The organism is Alkalibacter rhizosphaerae (genome assembly GCF_017352215.1).
Classification (GTDB): Bacteria; Bacillota; Clostridia; order Eubacteriales; family Alkalibacteraceae; genus Alkalibacter; species Alkalibacter rhizosphaerae.
In genome coordinates this window covers 1,811,264-1,830,772 of record NZ_CP071444.1, presented here as the reverse complement: position 1 = coordinate 1,830,772, position 19,509 = coordinate 1,811,264, and the positions used below count along the sequence as shown (strand labels likewise).

At 47.1% G+C, this 19,509-nt stretch carries 13 protein-coding genes and 1 riboswitch; of the genes, 1 reads left to right on the top strand and 12 read right to left on the bottom strand.

What is annotated here, in order from left to right; translation table 11 throughout:
• Window positions 1-2: 2 nt before the first annotated feature.
• From J0B03_RS09115 to trxA, 6 genes are all read right to left on the bottom strand, one after another.
• Window positions 3-341 carry a DUF190 domain-containing protein gene (locus J0B03_RS09115; protein WP_207299303.1) on the bottom strand — a complete coding sequence of 113 codons (339 nt, stop codon included), beginning with the start codon at window positions 339-341 and terminating at the stop codon, window positions 3-5.
• Between the two features lie 16 nt (window positions 342-357).
• On the bottom strand, window positions 358-1,314 hold the full coding sequence (corA, locus tag J0B03_RS09110; RefSeq protein WP_207299302.1) for a magnesium/cobalt transporter CorA: 957 nt from the start codon (window positions 1,312-1,314) through the stop codon (window positions 358-360).
• Window positions 1,311-3,908 (bottom strand): ATP-dependent chaperone ClpB, encoded by a 2,598-nt coding sequence (clpB, locus tag J0B03_RS09105; RefSeq protein WP_207299301.1) that lies wholly within the window; start codon window positions 3,906-3,908, stop codon window positions 1,311-1,313. Before clpB ends, corA begins: the two co-directional genes overlap by 4 nt.
• 18 nt (window positions 3,909-3,926) lie before the next feature.
• Window positions 3,927-4,880 carry a DnaJ C-terminal domain-containing protein gene (locus tag J0B03_RS09100; protein WP_207299300.1) on the bottom strand — a complete coding sequence of 318 codons (954 nt, stop codon included), beginning with the start codon at window positions 4,878-4,880 and terminating at the stop codon, window positions 3,927-3,929.
• A gap of 134 nt (window positions 4,881-5,014) precedes the next feature.
• Window positions 5,015-5,896 carry an NAD(P)/FAD-dependent oxidoreductase gene (locus tag J0B03_RS09095; RefSeq protein ID WP_207299299.1) on the bottom strand — a complete coding sequence of 294 codons (882 nt, stop codon included), beginning with the start codon at window positions 5,894-5,896 and terminating at the stop codon, window positions 5,015-5,017.
• Window positions 5,897-5,910: 14 nt separating this feature from the next.
• Window positions 5,911-6,225: a thioredoxin gene (trxA, locus tag J0B03_RS09090; protein ID WP_207299298.1), complete on the bottom strand. Its 315-nt coding sequence runs from the start codon at window positions 6,223-6,225 to the stop codon at window positions 5,911-5,913.
• Window positions 6,226-6,390: 165 nt separating this feature from the next.
• Here trxA and J0B03_RS09085 point away from each other — a divergent pair, with 165 nt between their 5' ends.
• Window positions 6,391-7,347, top strand: coding sequence for a 1,4-dihydroxy-2-naphthoate polyprenyltransferase (locus J0B03_RS09085; RefSeq protein WP_207299297.1), 957 nt, complete (start codon window positions 6,391-6,393; stop codon window positions 7,345-7,347).
• A 236-nt stretch (window positions 7,348-7,583) separates the two neighbouring features.
• Here J0B03_RS09085 and J0B03_RS09080 read toward each other — a convergent pair whose 3' ends face one another.
• From J0B03_RS09080 to J0B03_RS09055, 6 genes are all read right to left on the bottom strand, one after another.
• The gene (locus J0B03_RS09080) at window positions 7,584-8,774 is read right to left on the bottom strand and encodes an anaerobic nitric oxide reductase flavorubredoxin (protein ID WP_207299296.1); all 1,191 of its coding nucleotides are present in this window, start codon (window positions 8,772-8,774) and stop codon (window positions 7,584-7,586) included.
• A 2-nt stretch (window positions 8,775-8,776) separates the two neighbouring features.
• Window positions 8,777-11,242 carry a putative bifunctional diguanylate cyclase/phosphodiesterase gene (locus J0B03_RS09075; RefSeq protein WP_207299295.1) on the bottom strand — a complete coding sequence of 822 codons (2,466 nt, stop codon included), beginning with the start codon at window positions 11,240-11,242 and terminating at the stop codon, window positions 8,777-8,779.
• Between the two features lie 62 nt (window positions 11,243-11,304).
• Window positions 11,305-11,934, bottom strand: coding sequence for an HD domain-containing protein (locus tag J0B03_RS09070; protein WP_374058630.1), 630 nt, complete (start codon window positions 11,932-11,934; stop codon window positions 11,305-11,307).
• A gap of 57 nt (window positions 11,935-11,991) precedes the next feature.
• The gene (locus J0B03_RS09065; protein ID WP_207299293.1) at window positions 11,992-13,356 is read right to left on the bottom strand and encodes an MATE family efflux transporter; all 1,365 of its coding nucleotides are present in this window, start codon (window positions 13,354-13,356) and stop codon (window positions 11,992-11,994) included.
• Window positions 13,357-13,557: 201 nt separating this feature from the next.
• Entirely contained in the window at window positions 13,558-17,373 is a 3,816-nt protein-coding gene (locus tag J0B03_RS09060; RefSeq protein ID WP_207299292.1) for an InlB B-repeat-containing protein, read from the bottom strand.
• Between the two features lie 51 nt (window positions 17,374-17,424).
• Window positions 17,425-17,509, bottom strand: a riboswitch (cyclic di-GMP riboswitch).
• Between the two features lie 127 nt (window positions 17,510-17,636).
• Window positions 17,637-19,493 (bottom strand): polysaccharide biosynthesis protein, encoded by a 1,857-nt coding sequence (locus J0B03_RS09055; RefSeq protein ID WP_207299291.1) that lies wholly within the window; start codon window positions 19,491-19,493, stop codon window positions 17,637-17,639.
• Between the last annotated feature and the right edge of the window lie 16 nt (window positions 19,494-19,509).

Here is a 19,509-nt window from a genome sequence, read left to right as displayed (position 1 = left end):
GTTCAAATGGACGAATCGCTATGAATGATCTCCACGTTGTGGATCCTGGCGATCATTCCCTCTTTGACCATGGGTTGGATCACTTCCAAAATGGCATCGATCCTTTCCGGCGTATCAATGACTTCGATAACGATGGGCAGATCCCCGGAAAGCATGTGCAATGGTTTGTGACTTCGTCGATTGTTCTGGCCAAAGCCTTCGATTCCCCGCAATGTGGTGGCCCCGGAGACACCATACTCTTTCAACTTCAGTATGATGGCGTGATACAAAGTTTCGTGGTTGTACATTTCCGACTCTCCGATAAAAATTTTCAACATGTGTCCTTCTGTGTACGTTGCCATTGGCATCCTCCCGTTATTAAAAATTAAACCAACCCTTTTTTTTGAACCACTTGTACATGGCGAATCCGCCAATAAACATGATCCCCAAGATGAAGAAATATCCGTAAGGGTGTTGTGTTTCCGGCATGTTTCTAAAGTTCATTCCATAGATTCCCGTAATAAAGGTCAGTGGGATGAAAATGGTGGTGATCACCGTCAGCAAGGTCATGACGCTGTTCATCCGGTCTGCATGAAGAGAAATGAGGCTGTCCCGAATATCGGACGTCATTTCCCGATTTGCATCGATGGTCTCACCGATCTTGATCAAGTGATCGTAGATGTTGTCAAAATACCATTGATTTTCTGAAAATCTCTTTGCATGGCTGGTGTGGAGCATCCGATATAGCATGTCGCTCATTCCATGAACGGTCCTTCGCAGTTTAAATAGATCCCCACGAACAGTATACAACATTTGTATCTGATCCTTGCCGTTTTTTTGCCGATCCAGGTCGTCAAATTCCTTCAAACGGTCCTCCAGCTCAAAAACGGCTGGGAAATAGCCGTCTACAATGGTGTCCATGATCAGATAAGCCACGTACATGTTTCCTTCTTTCCAGGCCGGAGCTCCTTCTTCTTTAATGGTTTCCCGGACAAACGCCAATTCCTCCAGCTCATCTTTTTCATGATAGGTCACTACAAAACGGTCGGCAACAAACAAATTGACCTCGTCGGGAGACAGGGATTCCTTGTTCATGGCATGGAGGACAAAAAAGCTGTACTCCTCGTAAAAATCCACTTTGGGCCGCTGAAGCCAATGGAGGCAGTCTTCAATGGCAAGGGGATGAAAATGAAAATAGTTGTCCAGATACTCCACTTCCTGGGAAGTGGGATGGGCAAAATCCACCCAACAACATTGAAATCCCTCCATATCCAAGGCTTCCAGAGAATCCGGATGGATCCACCTGCCATTGGCAAATGCCGTGATTTGGATCATGGTTTTTCGCCTCGCTCCTCCAGATAAAAATTCAACGCCCCTTCTTCCAGGGTCAAGCGAACCGTCATACCTTCCTGAAGGCTCCCTCCAATGATCATCTTGCCCAAAACCGTTTCCACATTTTTCTGCAGATATCGCTTCACCGGTCTTGCTCCATACACGGTGGAATAGGACTGCTCGGCGATCCAGTCTTTTGCATCCTTTTCTACGACCAGACCGATCTTTCGATCTGCCAGCCGGTCTTCCACATCCCTCAAGGCCAGATCGATGATGCGGATGATCTCCTCTTTCTTCAATGGTTTGAATAAAACTACGTCATCGATGCGATTCAAAAATTCCGGCTTGAAATGACGCTGCATCCGATTCATGACCTGATCCCGGACCTCTTCCGGAATATCGCCTTGGATGTCGATGCCTTCCAAAAGAAGTTCACTGCCGATGTTGGATGTCATGATCACTACGGTATTTTTGAAGTTTACCGTTCTCCCCTGGGAATCCGTCAATCGCCCGTCGTCCAGCAGCTGGAGCAGTACGTTGAAGACTTCAGGATGGGCCTTTTCGATCTCATCAAAAAGTATAACGCTGTATGGTTTTCTTCGGACCCGCTCCGTCAATTGCCCTCCTTCTTCATATCCCACATAGCCGGGAGGCGCTCCAATCAGACGGGATACGGCATGCTTTTCCATGTATTCGGACATGTCGATTCGAATGATGTTTTCTTCATTGTCGAACAATGCCTCTGCCAGGGATTTTGCCAGTTCTGTTTTCCCGACTCCAGTAGGACCCAGAAATATGAAAGATCCAATAGGCTTGTTCATGTCCTTGAGGCCGGACCGGGCACGTATCACGGCATCGCTGACCGCTTCCACCGCTTCATCCTGACCGATGACCCGATGGTGGAGAATATCCGCCAAATGAAGGAGTTTTTCCTTTTCCTGCTCCATTAGTTTAGAAACGGGTACCCCGGTCCATTTGGATACGATCTGGGCGATCTCTTCTTCTGTCACCTCTTCTTTGAGCAGCTTTCTCTCCATGGGTTCCTTTGCCTTCTCTAACTGCTGAAGCAAACCGGGAAGAACACCATGTTTGAGTTGGGCCAACTTTTCCAGATCGTAATTTCTTTCCGCCTCTTCGATCTGGTGATTGACCTGTTCGATCTCCTGCTTGATTTCTTTTTCTCCCTTGATGCTTTGTTTTTCCAATTCCCATTGAGCCAAGAGGCCTTGGCTTTTTTCCTTGAGTGCTGCAATGTCCTTTTCGATGACCTCCAACCGTTCCAGAGCGGCCTTATCCGTTTCCTTCTTCATGGCCTCCCGTTCGATCTCCAGCTGCATGATCCGGCGACTCAGCTCATCCAACTCCGCCGGCATGCTGTCGATCTCCGTTCGGATCATGGAGGCGGCTTCGTCCATGAGATCGATGGCCTTGTCCGGAAGGAAACGTTCTGTGATGTAACGATTGGACAAAACGGCACTTGCAATAAGGGCACTGTCGGTGATCCGCACCCCGTGATGGATCTCGAATTTTTCCTTCAATCCTCGAAGAATGGAAATGGTATCCTCTACGGAAGGCTGGTCCACCATCACCGGCTGGAACCGGCGTTCCAACGCTGCGTCTTTTTCAATATACTGGCGGTATTCATTCAGTGTGGTGGCGCCGATGCAATGGAGTTCACCCCGTGCCAGCATGGGCTTTAAAATGTTGCCTGCATCCATGGCTCCTTCCGCTTTACCTGCTCCGACGATGGTATGGAGCTCATCGATAAAGAGGAGGATCCGTCCATTGGATTTTTGCACTTCATCCAATACGGCTTTGAGCCGTTCTTCAAACTCTCCGCGGTATTTCGCCCCGGCGATCAAAGATCCCATGTCCAGTGCAAAAACCGTCTTGTCTTTCAATCCTTCCGGCACGTCCCCTTTGAGGATCCGCTGTGCCAATCCTTCCACGACTGCCGTCTTCCCCACTCCCGGCTCACCAATGAGGACCGGGTTGTTTTTTGTTCTTCTCGACAGGATCCGAACGACCCTGCGGATCTCACTGTCTCGTCCGATCACCGGATCCAGCTTACCGTCTTTTGCCTGCTCCACCAGATCCCGCCCGAAACGCCGAAGGGCTTCGTAGGTGTCTTCCGGATTTTGGGAGACCACCCGCTGTCCGCTGCGCACCTTGCTTAAGGCTTCCATGAAGCGATCCAGGGTGATATTGTGGATCTTCAACAACTTCTCCGACACGGCGTGTTTTTCCTTTAAAATCGCCATGTAGAGATGCTCCACACTGGTGTATTCGTCTTGGAGCCGTCCTGCTTCATCCTGGGCAGCGATCAGCAACTGGTTCATTCTTCGGGACATGTAGCTGTTTCCTGCATTACCGAAAATTTTCGGCAATGTCTCCAAGTGGTTCTCCAAATCTTTTTTGTAAAGATCCACGTCCACTCCCATGTATCCCAGCAATTTCGGAATCAAGCCATCTTCCTGTTTTACCAGAGAATAGTGGAGATGTTCCGCATCGATTTCCTGATGATCGTAGCGCAGTGCCGTCTCCTGGCTGGATGCGATGGCCATTTGTGCCTTTTGTGTAAATCGGTCCATGTTCATGATCATCCCTCCTCGTATTTAACTTAGATATTTTTTTTGCAGCTGTTCATACATTTCCATAATCTCCGGACTTGGTTTATCCGGATTGACGATCCGCACCTTGATGTAGAGATCTCCCCGTTGTCCCTTTTTATCTACATGCCCTTTTCCCCGCAATCGGATGCTCTTGTCCGATTGGATGCCTGCCGGGATCTTGATGGACAATTTTTCTCCCAGGGTCTCCACTTCTTTTTTTGTTCCCAACAATGCTTCCCAAGGGTAGACATCCACTCGTTTGTGTACGTGAAGTCCGTCCAGTTCCACATCTTTCCCGGTGGCAATGCGGATGTTCAAATACAGATCACCGCTGCCACCTCCTCCGGTTCCTGGCGATCCCTGGCCGCTCAAACGTATTTTTTCACCCGTTTGAATCCCTTTTGGGATCTTGACCTGGAGTTGGACCCGTTTTCCATCCCGCTGAAAAGCGATGGTCCTACTTGCTCCGTGAAATGCATCATCCAGGCTGACTTCCAGTTCCATTTCCAGATCGTGGCCTTTTCTCCCAGGGCTGCGATAACCGCCACCGGTTCGACGGCCAAAAAGATTTTCGATATCGAAATCATCCGTGCCGCCGGCTCCCATTCCTCCACCAAAGAATGCTTCAAAAAAATCACTGAAATCTCCGCCTCCTCCGGTGCTATAGGTGTAGGTGCGGCCTCCTTCCCGCCCAAATCCATATTGGGAAGGATCAAAATCATATCCGTTGGTGAATTGTTGGGAAGACCCGAATTGATCGTATTTTTTTCGCTTCTCCCCGTCTCCCAGGACTTCATAGGCTTCGTTGATGTCCTTGAATTTTTCTTCGCTTGTACTGTCGTCCGGGTTGGCATCCGGATGATGTTTCTTTGCAAGTTTTCGATATGCCTTTTTTATCTCATCTGCAGAAGCAGATTTTTCCACTCCCAGGATCTCGTAATAATCTTTGAACTTCAATTGTTGTTCCCCCTTTCCCAACCAGAAAAATCAGGCAGGTCACCTGATCCGGCATGGTATTTTATACCCTTATATGTGTTTTCTTAAACGAAAAGCGGACACCAGGGTGTCCGCAGAAATCATCTGTATTATCCTTACCGGTTGTCCAGATAGGATACGGCATTCAAGGCTGCCACTTGACCTTCTCCTGCTGCTTTCAAATATTGATATGGTTTGCCCGTACAGTCTCCGGCAGCATACAGCCCGGGAATGTTGGTCTCCATGTGTCGATCCACCTTAAAATGGCCTTCTGCAATTTCAACTCCCGGTACCAGTTGATCCAGGTCCACACTGTCCTTCAGGATGAAAAATCCGTCGGCCTCCAACTCCCCGTCTTGAAACAATAGTTTTTTTGCATGGTCGTCGCCAATGATCTCCTTGGGTTTTTTCTCCAGGATCTCAATGCCTTCCCGAATTTTTTTGATGGGTTTGTACATGGGGATGTAGTATACTTTGCTGGCTACATCCAACATGAAGTTGGCTTCTTCTTCTGCATGGACATCATACCCGACAATGGCCACTACCTTGTTTTTGTAAATGGGTGCATCGCAGGTCGCACAATATCCCACGCCTTTGCCGAGGAATACATCTTCTCCGGGAATGGATTTCTTGATGCTCACACCGGTAGCCACTACCACGGAAGTTGCTTCATACATGTTCAACCGGGTGGACACGGCAAAGTGATCCCCCATGGCGTACACAGCATCCACTTTTTCTTCAGTGATCTGGATGTCCATCTTTTGAATGTGATTGGCAAAACTATTTTTCAGGTCCATACCGGAAACTCCGAAAAATCCGAGATAGTTGTCGATGCGGGGAGCCTTGGTCAATTTTTCGCTCAGGTCGGAAATGCCAAACACTTTCACTTTTTTCTTTCGAATGACGCCATTGATCGCCGCAGAGATCCCTGCAGGCCCGCTTCCTATGACGATCAAGTCATATCGTTGGTCGACGATCAAATCTTGTCCTTGGTTCATCTAAACACTCCTTCTTAAAGGTGTTTCTCGATCATTTTCTCGAAATCTTGCTTTGGTCGGAATCCTACAACGGCATCTTTCGGTTGACCTTCTTTAAAGAGTACAATAGTGGGGATGCTGGTAATTCGAAGTGCTTCCGAGATCTCCGGATTTTCATCCACATTGACCTTCACTACTTTAATTTTTCCATCGTATTGTGTACTCAATTCTTCCATAACAGGAGTTACCATCTTGCAAGGTCCACACCATGGTGCCCAAAAATCAACCAAAACGGGTTGTTCGCTGTTCATTACTTCTTCCATAAATGTTGCATCCATTACTTCTTTCATATCTTTTCCTCCAATATATTTTTATTTTTTTAACGATCCACTCTGAACATTATATACCCCCGGGGGGTATAAGTAAACCTTTTTTTCATTTTTTTATTTTTTCACTATGTTTGCTTGATGATCTCCATGTTATAATTGGATGCGTTGAAAGCAAAGGAGGAGACCATGAAACTCGGACAATTTTTAAAATTAGCGGAGATCCAGACAAAAGTAGCAAGCATGGTTCCATTATTTATCGGAACTTTCTTTACCCTGTACTATTTCCAGAAATTCGTACCCTTGCATTTCTTTCTCATGCTGGTTTCCTTATTGAGCTTTGATATGGCCACTACCGTATCCAACAACTACATCGATTTCCTCAAAGCCTACAAGCGGGAAGGCTACGGTTATGAAAAACACAATGCCATCGTCCGTCATCAGCTGCGGGAATCCACGGTGCGGATGACTTTGGTAGTACTTCTCCTGGTTGCCGTGATCAGCGGCTTTCTGTTGTTTGTTCATACCCACATTCTCACCCTTTTAATCGGCGGCGCTGCATTTCTTGTTGGGATCTTGTATTCCTTCGGCCCCATTCCCATCTCCAGGACCCCTTTCGGTGAAATGTTTTCCGGTTTTGTCATGGGGTATTTCATCACCTTTCTGGCAGTCTTCATCCACGTAGTCGATTTGGGACCCCTTGCATGGACCTTCCAGAATAGCGCCTTGCTGGTGCAAATTGATCTTGATTTCCTGGTCCGGATCCTTCTGGTATCCTGGCCGTCCATCATTGGCATCGGCAACATCATGTTGGCCAACAACCTGTGCGACATGGAGGAAGACTGGGAAAACAGACGTTTTACACTCCCCATTTACATAGGAAAAGAGAAGGCTTTGACCCTTTTTACCTGGAGCTATTACAGCATCTATGTTGTTTTATTGATCGGCGTTTTCTCCGGCACCCTTCCGATCATGGGTTTGCTGGTCTTGGGGACCATCCCCTTGCTTCGAAAAAACATAGATGCCTTTCATAAAATACAAACAAAAAAAGACACGTTCCACCTGGCCATCAAAAATTTCTTGCTGGTGGATGTCTCTTTACTGTTGATCCTGATCATTTCCTATTTGGTCTCATTGTTCCTGTAATAGGTTCTTAAGATCCTCCACAACACCTTGGTTGCCTATAATCGGGAGAGAATAACGCAACACGGCAGGCTTGTCGGAGGATCTTATAAAACCCATCATCTTCATTTCACATGCAGGATCGTTGCACTTGTATAACTTTATTATACTCCAAATTCTGTTAAATTTCCATAATTTTCTGGATTTTTCCATCCTATGATACCCAAAGGGGGACAGCCAAGGCCATCCCCCTTTTTTGTTTACTTGAAAGATCCTGCAAACGCCACACCAAGTTCCACACCGTTTTGTACGGCTTCCTCGTCCGGATTCCACAAGGACCGGATCGACGAAACAGCCAGGTCGAATCCTGAAGCTTCCAACCGCTTTTCAATGACTCCGGCCGCCTCTCCGCTCCAACCATAGGAACAAAAGGCTCCTGCTTTTTTCTTTTTGAAGGACAAGCCTTCCATCATCTCCAGCAATCCTGCCGTCGCATGGGTGATCCCCTTGTTTACGGTAGGAGAACCCACCAGGATCCCTTTGGATCGAAAAACTTCTGTCAACAGATCGTTTTTATCGGTTTTTGCCAGATTGAACAGCTTGACCGTCGTTTTGGGATCTTTCTGCTGGATCCCACGTACAATGGCTTCCGCCAGTTGCCGGGTCCCTTCCCACATGGTGTCGTAGAGCACAGTGATCTGATCTTCCTGATAGTCGTCCGCCCATTCCAAATACTTCTCGATGATCTTGGCAGGCTCTTTTCGCCAGATCACACCATGGCTGGTGCAAATCTGATCCAAGGGCAATTCCATGGCCAGGATCTCCTTGATCTTAGCGGTGACCATCTTGTTAAATGGCGTCAGAATGTTGGCATAGTATTTCATGGCTTCCTGAAACAGCTCGTTCTGGTCCACCAGGTCGTTGTAGAGCATCTCCGTAGCATAATGCTGGCCGAAGCCATCGGAACTGAAAAGAATGTTTTCACCCGACATGTAGGCAAACATGGTATCCGGCCAATGAAGCATCCGCGCTTCTACAAATGTCAGGGTGGTTTCACCAAGGGAGAATTGATCTCCGGTTTTTACGGGATGAAAGTCCCAATCCTTATGGTACAGGCCTTTTAAAGATTTTACTGCGTTGTTCGTGCAGTAAATGGGCGTATCGGGGATCTTTTCCATCAATAAAGGCAATGCCCCGGAGTGATCGCTCTCCCCGTGCAGCATGATGACGGCATCGAGTTTTTGCAGATCGATCTCCTCTTCCAGCGCCTCTACGAATTCACGCCCGTAGGGCCCCCAGACCGTGTCGATCAAAACCGTTTTCTCATCTCGTATCAAGTAGGAATTATAAGAAGTTCCTTTATCTGTGGACAGTTCATCTCCATGAAAATGTCGCAGTTCCCAGTCCGTCTTCCCGACCCAGGTCACCTTGTCTGTCATTTTCTTACCCATTTTTAATCCTCCATTTCTTTTTCTACCACTACACTGCCTTGACGCAGCAGGGTTTCCATCTCTTCCGGCGGCAATACTTTGCTGAAATAGTATCCTTGACCCAAAATACAATGGTTGCTCAACAAAAACTCCACCTGTTCCTTGGTTTCCACACCTTCTGCTACCACCCTCAACCCCAGATCATGGGCCAAATTCACAACGCCCATGTATAGGCTTCTTTCTCTGGGATCTTCCAGGACATGAAGTAGGAAGGATCGATCCACCTTCAGCGTATCGATGGGGAGTTTTTGCAGATGGGTCAAGGAAGAATATCCGGTCCCAAAATCATCCAGTGCAATGGTGATCCCCCTCTTTTTCAACCGTTTCAACTGTTCCAAGGCTTGTCCTTCGTTATACAATATGGCCGCTTCCGTTATTTCCAGCTCCAAACTGCCTGGTTCCCGCCAACCTTCCTTATACTCGTCGATCAGCTCATCTGTGATGATCCCCTGGCTCAAATGGACACTGGACAAGTTGATGGATATGGTTGGAACGGCGATGCCCTTCTCCTCCCACGCTTTCTTCTGCCGGCTGGCTTCCCGCAAGACCCAGGTGGTGATGGCTTCCATATGTCCCGTCTGTTCCGCCACTGGAATAAACACAACTGGGGATATGATCCCATGATTCGGGCGATCCCAACGGATCAGCGCCTCCATCTTGATGATCTCTCCCGTTTTCATGTTCACCTGGGGCTGGTAATGAACGGCAAACTCCTGATTTGAAATAGCACTTCGGATCCAGTTTTCCATTTGTACAAAACGATGGGATTTTTGCTCCATGTCGGAATGATAAAACTCTGTCCGGTTTTTTCCTTTTTCTTTCGCTTCAAAGGCAGCCAGATCCATCCGACGGAACAGGCTTTCCACGTCCGTCCCGTCTTTGGGGTACATGACCACTCCGGCGCTGATTTGAATATAGAAGGCGTTTTCTTCATAGATCCAAGGCGTTTGAAGGTCCTCCAACAAGCAATCCAGTACGTATTGAACCATGGCTTCATCGGCACCCTTAAGAGCAATGGCAAACTCATCCCCGCCCAGTCTTGCGCTAATGCCTGCATTCTGGACATTCTCGCTGATTTTCAGGCCCAAGTATTTCAACATCTGGTCTCCAACATGATGGCCGTGGATCTCGTTGATGTGCTTGAAGTTGTCCACATCTACATAGATCAAGGCCATTTTATCCATAGGATTTTCATCTTGTGTCAGCCATTCCTGTACCGTATCCAGCAGCAAGGCCCGATTGGGCAGTCCAGTAAGGAAATCATAGTAGGCCCGCTCGTAAAGTTTGCTCTCCATTTCTTTCCGCCCCGTGATGTCGGTCCCGGATAAAATAATTCCCCTGGTTTCCTCGTTTTCATCATGAAGAAGACTGAAGTTCCAAAGAATGTTCAATTTTTGCTGGTCTTTGGTGTAGATCTCGCTTTCCAACGCTCGTACTCTTTCACCGGTTACCAGATTTTTATAGGATTCCATAAGGGGATCTTCGTAGGTTTTCGGAACAAAATCAAAGGCTTTTCGTCCCTCCACTTCTTCTTTTCTGTATCCGGTTTTCTCCAATGCGTGTTCGTTGGCCCGTAAAATGGTCCAATCCGGAGACAACAACAAAACCATGATGGGTGATTCGTCGATGATGTTGTCGCTGAGTTCCTGTTCTTCCCGCAAAGACTTATGCAGTTTCAGCTCTGCCGTGATGTCCGAATGGGATCCTGCCATTCGGGCCGGTTCCCCATTTTCATTCCTCACACAGACGCCTTTGCTCAAAATAGTACGATAAAGTCCATTTCGACATCGGATGCGATAGACACTCTGAAAGGCTTCTTCTCTTCCTTCAAGAAAGTCTTTCATCTCCTGGTCTGCCTGGTTGGCATCGTCAGCATGGATCAGTCGCAACCACTGAGTCCAGCTGGAAGGCAGATCCTCCGTGTCGTATCCGCAATCCAGGATCCATCGCTCCGACACCCGATACTCATCCTTCTGGATATCCCATTCCCAAATCCCGTCCTTGGCACCAGCCACCGCCAGATCCAATCGCATTTCATTGATCTTGGAAGCTCGGATGCTCTCGTCCAATTCCTGATACTTTTTCTGCAGCTGCTGTTCTGTGCGAATCAGTTCCTTGTGGGCAAAACCCAAACCCTTGTAATTGTCGAATATGGTTTCCACCGCATTTTGATAAAGTTTCAAACTTCTACGGATGATCCGATAAAAAATGTAGCCGGTAACGATAACGTAAAACCAGCCTTTCCAGGTACTGAAAGCAGCCAAGGTCTCCACATCCGTAAAAAGATAGGCCGCCACACGATCCGACAATACGATCCAGAGCCCTCCTAAAAGCAGATAGATCAGTATGATCCTTTTTGCTTCCCTGCGGGGGCTGATGTCTTCCTTGATTTTTATAAAATACTCCAACTTCTTGTCCACATCTTGCATGTTGAATTCTTTCTTATTGATATCGCCCACCACATTTCATTAATAATTCTTGCCATTTTCGGCTACTCCGCCAAATACCCCTGTTCCACCGCAATATTGAGCTCTTGCAATACATATTCCCATAATCGAGGTGCATAATCTTTCATTACCGCATTTCTTTCCAACACTTTTTCCTTGTTGACACCTGGTTTTTTCCACGTGTGTCCTTCTGTTCTGCTATTCAAGATCAAGGGCTGAAGCCGGTCCAGGCAGGCACCAAACTTGGCTTCATGGGTCTGTTGGGTCTCAAATTCCCACCACAGGGACCACATCTCCTGCTCCTGGTCTTCCGGCAGCATGCCAAATAGTTTCTTCGCACTTTCCTTTTCACGAGCCACTTTATCCATATTTCCTTCCTCGTCATAACAAAAGGTGTCTCCTGCATATACTTCCACCAAATCGTGGACGATGGTCATTTTCATTACTTTCAACAGATCTATATCGGGATGAACGTAATATTCTTTCAGCAGCATGGCCATCAGGGTGATATGCCAGGAATGCTCTGCATCATTTTCGTTCCTGCGATCCTTGATCAGGACATTTTGACGAAAAATGTGTTTCAGTTTGTCGATCTCCACAATAAATTCCAGCTGCTTTTTCAATCGTTCCAATGCCACTTCCTCCTCCTGTTCTGTCACTCTACATGATATCATAAACCTGATTTTCATTCTTGAATCCGTACAAAAAAAGAGACCGAAGTCTCTTTTGGGTTATCGCTGTGCCACCGTGCTGGCATGGGAGTCATCCAGATGGCGGATCTCATGATACAAAAATATTCCCGTGACTGTAACAGCCAATATATCCGAAACGGGCATGGCAGCATAGACACCGGCCAAACCGAAAAATCTCGGCATGATCAACAATAGGGGTATCAAGAAAAAGAATTGTCTGGACAAACTCAAGAAGGAAGCATGTCTCGGTTTTCCCACGGCTTGGAAATAGTTGGCCCCAACGATTTGGAAACCGATCAAGGGAAATACAGACAAGCCGATGCGCATTTGCATTTTCCCGATTTCCAGCAACTCTGCATCAGAACGGTTAAAGACAGCAATCAGCTGACCCGGCCACAATCTGGTGATGATCCACCCAAATAATGCAATGCTGACGGAAGCTATAATCGCCAATTTCAACGTTTCTTTCACACGGTCATACTTCTTTGCCCCGTAGTTGTAGCCGATGATGGGTTGGGAGCCCTGGTTGATGCCGATCATGGGCATGAAAATCAGGGTCATGATACTCATGGTGACACCCATGGCACTCAATGCGATCTCCCCACCGTAGGTCATCAGGCTTTGGTTCATGATCATGTTTTGCACGCTGTTGGCCAACTGCATGGCAAAAGGTGCAAATCCCAATGCTGCAATGGTTCGAACCGTCTCAAAACGCAGTCGAAAATTTTTGGTGTGGATCTTCAGCAAGCTTTTCCCTCCAAAGAAATAATTCAGGACCCACAACATGGAAACGCCTTGGGACAAAATGGTGGCAAATGCAGCGCCTTTCATTCCCCAACCAAGGACAAAGATGAATATCGGATCCAGTATGATGTTGGTGACGGCTCCGATGATCATGGTCTTCATGGCGATCTTGGGATTTCCCTCTGCACGGATAAAGTTGTTCATCCCAAAACTCAGGGTCATAAAGATGTTTCCCATCAAAATGATGGACATATAGTCTTTTGCATAAGGCAAGAGGACATCCGATGCACCGAAAATCCGAAGCAGCGGCTCCAGAAAGATCAGTCCTAGTGTGGTAACGGCAAAAGCGGAAATAATAAACAAAATAAATGCATTTCCTAAAATTTCTTCCGCATCATCCCGACGATTCTGACCCAGTCGAATAGAAATGACTGCATTTGCACCGAAACCGATCAGCATGGAAATTGCCATGTTGATCATCATAACCGGGAAACCAACGGTGATCCCGCCGATCCCCAAGGATCCAACTCCATTTCCGATATAGATACGGTCAACGATGTTGTATATGGAGTTGACCAGCATTCCTACGATGGCAGGAATGGAAAACTTTAATAGTAATTTTGAAACTTTTACTTCACCTAATTGTGTTGCATTATCCATAATAATTCTCCTTGCTTCTATTTAATTAGTAGGCTAAATAAGACATACGTATATGATACATCCAACATTTAGCGAAATCAAGTATTTTTTGTTTGATATTCACTCTTTTCTTCCGCAACATGAAACCACGGTCAACCTTCGTCGACCGTGGTTCAGGTTATTATCTTACTTCATTTTGTTGCTTCTTGCAAGGATCCTTCTTTAGTTATTTTTTTTCAGTTGTTCCAAAACATCTGCCAACGCTTTCTTTCTCTTGATGTTCCATTCTACTTTTGCATTTTTGTCAACGATTGTTTTGAATACTCCCTCATGTCGGCCACGTTCGAATTCTACTGGAGGTTCCTCTCCACGAACGATGTTACCGGCCAACAAACTGATTTCCGAATCCTCTCTATCAAAGGTTACGTCCTTGATTTTGCGGTTATTGTATCCCCAAGTCAAGGTGTAGGTTCCGTCGTTGTTGTCAGAAACTCCTTCCAGTACCGGGATGACTCTGTTCCACCAGAGTAGGAAGAACAGGAACGGGATCAGCAGAAGCAACAGCCACCACCAATTGAATCCTTCTTCATCTACCGGTGCTTCCGGTACTACTTCGTCGTCTACGACCACTTCCGGCTCTTCCGGGGCCGGTGCTGGTTCCGGTTCTGGCTCTGGCTCAGGTGCTGGAGCTGGTTCCGGTTCCGGCGCCGGTGTGGGCGCTGGAGTCGGTGCTGGTTCCGGTTCTGGCTCTGGTTCTGGTTCTGGTTCTGGCTCAGGTACCGGAATCAATGTATATGTTACCGTCAAGTCTGTATCTTCTGTGATGTTGAACGGCAATTCAATGCTTGTATCGTAGGTATATCCGTCGATGTCTTCAATTCCAAGGTTAGCGGCATTGACTGGATCGTTGTAGTTGTAGGTTACCGTTCTTACCGTTGTCGTTCCGCCTTGGATCTCGGTTACAGTTACACTCACTGTCTGTACTTCGTACTGGGCTGTTACTGTCAGAGCTCCTGTGATGTTGTCAAAGTCTACATCCCATCCGGTGAAAACGAATCCGGCATTGGGAGTAACTCCAGGATCTGCTGCGCCTGCTCCATGGTTGATGGTCTGGGTTCCCAAACCTGCATTCGTTAACGTTCCGTTGGCTCCAGGTGCAAATGTTACAGTGTAGCTGTTCAAGCTGTACAGAGCCGTTACGGTCAAATCTTCTGTGATGTTGTCAAATGCTGCGTCCCATCCGGTGAATGTGTATCCGGTGTCTGAAGTGGCTCCAGGATCTTGAGCTGCTCCTCCGTATGGAATGCTTTGAGTTGCCAGTGTTCCATCTGTCAAATCCCCATTAGCTCCAGGTGCGAATGTTACGGTGAATGTGTCTCGGGTGTAGTACAGTTTCAGTACCAGACTTCCGTCGGCTGCGATCACTCCGCTTGCCACTGTTCCGGTGACTGTGGAATCATAGGTGAATCCCGTGTAGGTGTTTGCTACTCCCTGGACTGTCACTCCTGTGGTTCCCGTTAAATCGTCTGTCTCGAGTAATACGAAACCGTCTTTGGTCAAATTCTCTTGATAATGCTCTACCTGATAAGCCGTGTCGCTGCTTGGTGTAAAGGACCCGGTAACTGTCACATCGTTTGCCGGCATGGTGGTGGGTACGTTTGTCCAACCGCTGAATGTATATCCGGCTTGAGTCGGTTCTGCTATTGCCGTCACGCTTTCGCCAAAGTCATAAGTCTGGCTTCCGAATGCGCTATCTGCAAAGTAGCTTCCCGTGATCTGATAGGTGATGGTATATTCATTGACTGTCCACCGTGCATACAGGACCTTGTCCCCCATGCTTCCGGTAGGCAAGCTTGTTACTTCATTGCCGTCTGTTGCTGCGTCGAACCAACCAACGAAAGTGTGTCCCGTTTTGGTCGGTGTCCCGAAAGTGATATCCGGGGTCTCGATGTTGTAGCTGGTCGGTGCATCCACGTAGTTGGTGCCGCCATCCAGATTGTAAGTGATGGTGTAGTTCGTCGGCGTCCACTGGGCCGTCAGTGCTACTCCACCAACCGGCATGGTAGTCGGCAAGTTGGGGCTCCATCCGCCAAAGTCATATCCGGCTTTTGTCGGATCTGCAGGGGCTGTGATGGATGCTTCAAACTCCAGGGTGATGTCGTCAACGTCGCTTCCTCCATCGCTGTCAAAGGTGATGGTATAGCTGTTTCTCGTGTATTCGACCTGTACGACGGTAGATCCGTCTGCTGCTATGGTTTCCTGGGTTATTGTTTTCGCTGTGAACCCGGGGTATGTATTTGCCGAAGCTGCCGTATCGGCACCTGTCGTACCATACAAGGTTTCCGTGTCTGCATCAACTTTCGTAAATGTTTCTGCATTCAAGTCTTCCAACCAATGTTCTACGGTGTATGCCGTATCATCATTCGGTGTAAAGGACCCGGTAACTGTCACATCGTTTGCCGGCATGGTGGTGGGTACGTTTGTCCAACCGCTGAATGTATATCCGGCTTGAGTCGGTTCTGCTATTGCCGTCACGCTTTCGCCAAAGTCATAAGTCTGGCTTCCGAATGCGCTATCTGCAAAGTAGCTTCCCGTGATCTGATAGGTGATGGTATATTCATTGACTGTCCACCGTGCATACAGGACCTTGTCCCCCATGCTTCCGGTAGGCAAGCTTGTTACTTCATTGCCGTCTGTTGCTGCGTCGAACCAACCAACGAAAGTGTGTCCCGTTTTGGTCGGTGTCCCGAAAGTGATATCCGGGGTCTCGATGTTGTAGCTGGTCGGTGCATCCACGTAGTTGGTGCCGCCATCCAGATTGTAAGTGATGGTGTAGTTCGTCGGCGTCCACTGGGCCGTCAGTGCTACTCCACCAACCGGCATGGTAGTCGGCAAGTTGGGGCTCCATCCGCCAAAGTCATATCCGGCTTTTGTCGGATCTGCAGGGGCTGTGATGGATGCTTCAAACTCCAGGGTGATGTCGTCAACGTCGCTTCCTCCATCGCTGTCAAAGGTGATGGTATAGCTGTTTCTCGTGTATTCGACCTGTACGACGGTAGATCCGTCTGCTGCTATGGTTTCCTGGGTTATTGTTTTCGCTGTGAACCCGGGATATGTATTTGCCGAAGCTGCCGTATCGGCACCTGTCGTACCATACAAGGTTTCCGTATCTGCATCCACCTTCGTATAGGTATCTGCATTCAAGTCTTCCAACCAATGTTCTACCGTGTATGCCGTATTGGTTGCCGGTGTAAAGTACCCGGTGACTGTAACATCTTCTGCCGGCATGGTTTCCGGTTCCCCGGTCCATCCAACAAATGTGTATCCCGTCAAAGTCGGCTCTGCTTCATCCGGTACTGTCGCTCCAAATTCATAGGTATAGGATGCATAGTCCGGATCTGCTGAATAATCTCCAGTGATGCTGTATGTTAGGTTGTAACTGTTTCTCGTATAAAACAAACGAAGTGTCAATGTTTTGTTCTTCTGCAGCGTACCACTTTCGATCGTTCCTTCTACTGTGCTGTCAAACGTAAAACCATCTATGGACCAAGGTACAGCTGTTACGGTTTCTCCATTGGAACCTGAATTGTATGCTGTGTCGTACAAAGTGTATCCAGTTCCTTCAAGATTTTCGATGTAATGCTCAACCTCGTAATCTGCATCTCCAGCAAATTTGATGTTGACCCAGAAACTTTCTGTTGCTGTGACGGTGATCGGGTTCGTCGTTTCTGTACTTAATTCAGATAGACTGCTCAACCACCACGAAAAATCCTTTCCTGCTATTGTTGAGAAAGCTTCCAATGTAACAGGGTCTCCCCGGTTCACTGTTATGGTTTCTCCGTGGTCTACACGTATGCCATTGATTTCGACATATCCGTTGTCATTTCTTCGGATGGTGATGGTTACGGGATCCGTGATCTCCGTTAACTGCACATCACCTGCTTCTTGTGCCGTACCAACGTTTGCCGGCATGTACATCATCATCATGAGTACCACCAGCATCAAGGACAGCGTCCTGGTAAACCTGTTCTTTTTCATAATCTCTCCCCCTTATTGCAAAAACCAACTAAAAAAAGCTGCCAAATTAAATTTGGCAGCTGAACCGTCATAGTCTTTCGACCTTAGACTTCATGCTTTGTGTCCTTGGCTTTCACCAAGTTTACCTTTTTCAAATTATTTAGTTCATTGATAAATTTGTGTTACCTTATTTATACACCCATATGGGGTAATTAATCAAGAAATATTAAAAAAAAGTAAAAACATCGGATAACTTATAATATTCCTTCTAGGCAAAGTAAAATCTATACCTTTTGCATCTTTTTTTCTTCATAAACTTTATAGGTTGGTACGATCTGGCTCACCAAATGTTTGACATTTGCATTTTGAGAATCCATGGCAATGCGAAGTTCATCCAGATGTGCAAGGATCTTGCTATAGTCTGTGAAGATCGGTTTTCCCACAAATATTTTTTCGTGGATCGTTTTGCTGATTCCCTCTTCATCCAATAAAAGTTCTTCATATAACTTTTCTCCGGGCCGCAGACCGGTCACTTCGATTTTCATATCGACTCCTGGTTCGAAGCCGGATAAACGAATCAAGTCTTGTGCCAGATCCATGATCTTGACCGGCTCGCCCATATCTAGAATGAAAATCTCTCCACCCTGTGCCATGGCTCCCGCCTGAAGTACCAGTTGAGCCGCTTCCGGTATGCTCATGAAGTATCGAATAATGTCTTCGTGAGTAATGGTTACTGGCCCGCCTTTGGCGATCTGGTTCTTAAATAAAGGAATAACGCTGCCGTTGCTGCCCAGCACGTTTCCAAACCGGACAGCTGCAAATTCCGTTTTGCTTTCCCGATCGATGGATTGAACGATCATTTCACAAAGACGTTTGGTCGCCCCCATGATATTGGTGGGATTGACGGCCTTATCCGTTGAGATAAGAACAAATTTTTTCACACCATAGCGATCGGCCATTTGGGCAAGGTTCAAAGTACCAAATACGTTATTTTTCACTGCCTCCTTGGGGTTGTTTTCCATCAAAGGAACGTGCTTGTGGGCTGCTGCATGAAAGATCACTTCCGGTCGACACTGGTCCATCACTTCTTCGATTCGTTTCCGATCTCGGACAGATGCGATCACCACTTTCAGATTGATGTCCTGGAATGTACCTCGCAATTCATGCTCCAAGTCATATACGCTGTTTTCGTAAATTTCTAAAAGGATCAATTCTTTGGGTTGGAACAATGCGATTTGACGACACAGTTCGGATCCAATGGATCCGCCGGCTCCCGTAACCATGACGGTCTTGTATTTCAAGAAGTTTCGAATCTCCGCCATGTCCAATCGTACCTGTTCCCGGCCCAGAAGGTCCTCGATCTGTACGTCCCGAATATGACTTACTTTCACCATTCCTCCGATGATCTCATAGATCCCCGGCAAGATCTTCAGCTTCGCTTTCGTCTTTTTACATACGGAAACAATTTCTTGCACTTGGCCTTTGGAAGCGGAAGGAATGGCTATGACGATCTCATCGATTTGATATTTCTTGACCACTTTTGGAATATCATCGCTGGTACTGACCACTGGAGCTCCGCTTATGCGCATTCCCTTTTTCTTTACATCATCGTCCACAAAAGCTACTACTTTGCTGTTGAGCTCAGTGTGGTTGTTGATTTCTTTCATCAGCATGGCGCCAGCATCCCCAGCGCCAACGATCAAGACTCTTTTTTTGTTTTCATACCCACGGTATTTTCTTATTTTCGCAGGAATGACCCGATAAGCGATGCGAACTCCACCTACCAGAAATATGTCGATGATGGTGGAAATTAGAAAAGCACTTCTTGGATAATTGACCTGGAAAAAATCAATGGACAAGTATGCGTAGGCCACCACTACGGCGTTGGACAGTCCGATGGTCACCATGATCTGCACCAATTCTCGAATGCTGGCATATTTCCACAGGCTATGGTACATCCTGCCCAAAATAAATACGATGATCTGCAATGCTATAAATATCCAAATATGTTGTTTCAGACTGGCCCAATTGCTTGCAGGAATTTGAAAATCAAACCGCAGGGCCAAAGCGGCCACATAAGAAAAGCCAACCAGCAGGATGTCGATGATGATCAATATCAATATCTTTAATTGTCTTGGCATGTTTATCTCCTTCAAT

Coding starts and splice junctions, on each gene's coding strand:
- J0B03_RS09055 (WP_207299291.1), bottom strand. CDS start 19,493: ATGCCAAGACAATTAAAGATATTGATATTGATCATCATCGACATCCTG.
- J0B03_RS09080 (WP_207299296.1), bottom strand. CDS start 8,774: ATGGGTAAGAAAATGACAGACAAGGTGACCTGGGTCGGGAAGACGGAC.
- clpB (WP_207299301.1), bottom strand. CDS start 3,908: ATGAACATGGACCGATTTACACAAAAGGCACAAATGGCCATCGCATCC.
- corA (WP_207299302.1), bottom strand. CDS start 1,314: ATGATCCAAATCACGGCATTTGCCAATGGCAGGTGGATCCATCCGGAT.
- trxA (WP_207299298.1), bottom strand. CDS start 6,225: ATGAAAGAAGTAATGGATGCAACATTTATGGAAGAAGTAATGAACAGC.
- J0B03_RS09085 (WP_207299297.1), top strand. CDS start 6,391: ATGAAACTCGGACAATTTTTAAAATTAGCGGAGATCCAGACAAAAGTA.
- J0B03_RS09115 (WP_207299303.1), bottom strand. CDS start 341: ATGGCAACGTACACAGAAGGACACATGTTGAAAATTTTTATCGGAGAG.
- J0B03_RS09060 (WP_207299292.1), bottom strand. CDS start 17,373: ATGAAAAAGAACAGGTTTACCAGGACGCTGTCCTTGATGCTGGTGGTA.
- J0B03_RS09095 (WP_207299299.1), bottom strand. CDS start 5,896: ATGAACCAAGGACAAGATTTGATCGTCGACCAACGATATGACTTGATC.
- J0B03_RS09070 (WP_374058630.1), bottom strand. CDS start 11,934: ATGATATCATGTAGAGTGACAGAACAGGAGGAGGAAGTGGCATTGGAA.
- J0B03_RS09065 (WP_207299293.1), bottom strand. CDS start 13,356: ATGGATAATGCAACACAATTAGGTGAAGTAAAAGTTTCAAAATTACTA.
- J0B03_RS09075 (WP_207299295.1), bottom strand. CDS start 11,242: ATGCAAGATGTGGACAAGAAGTTGGAGTATTTTATAAAAATCAAGGAA.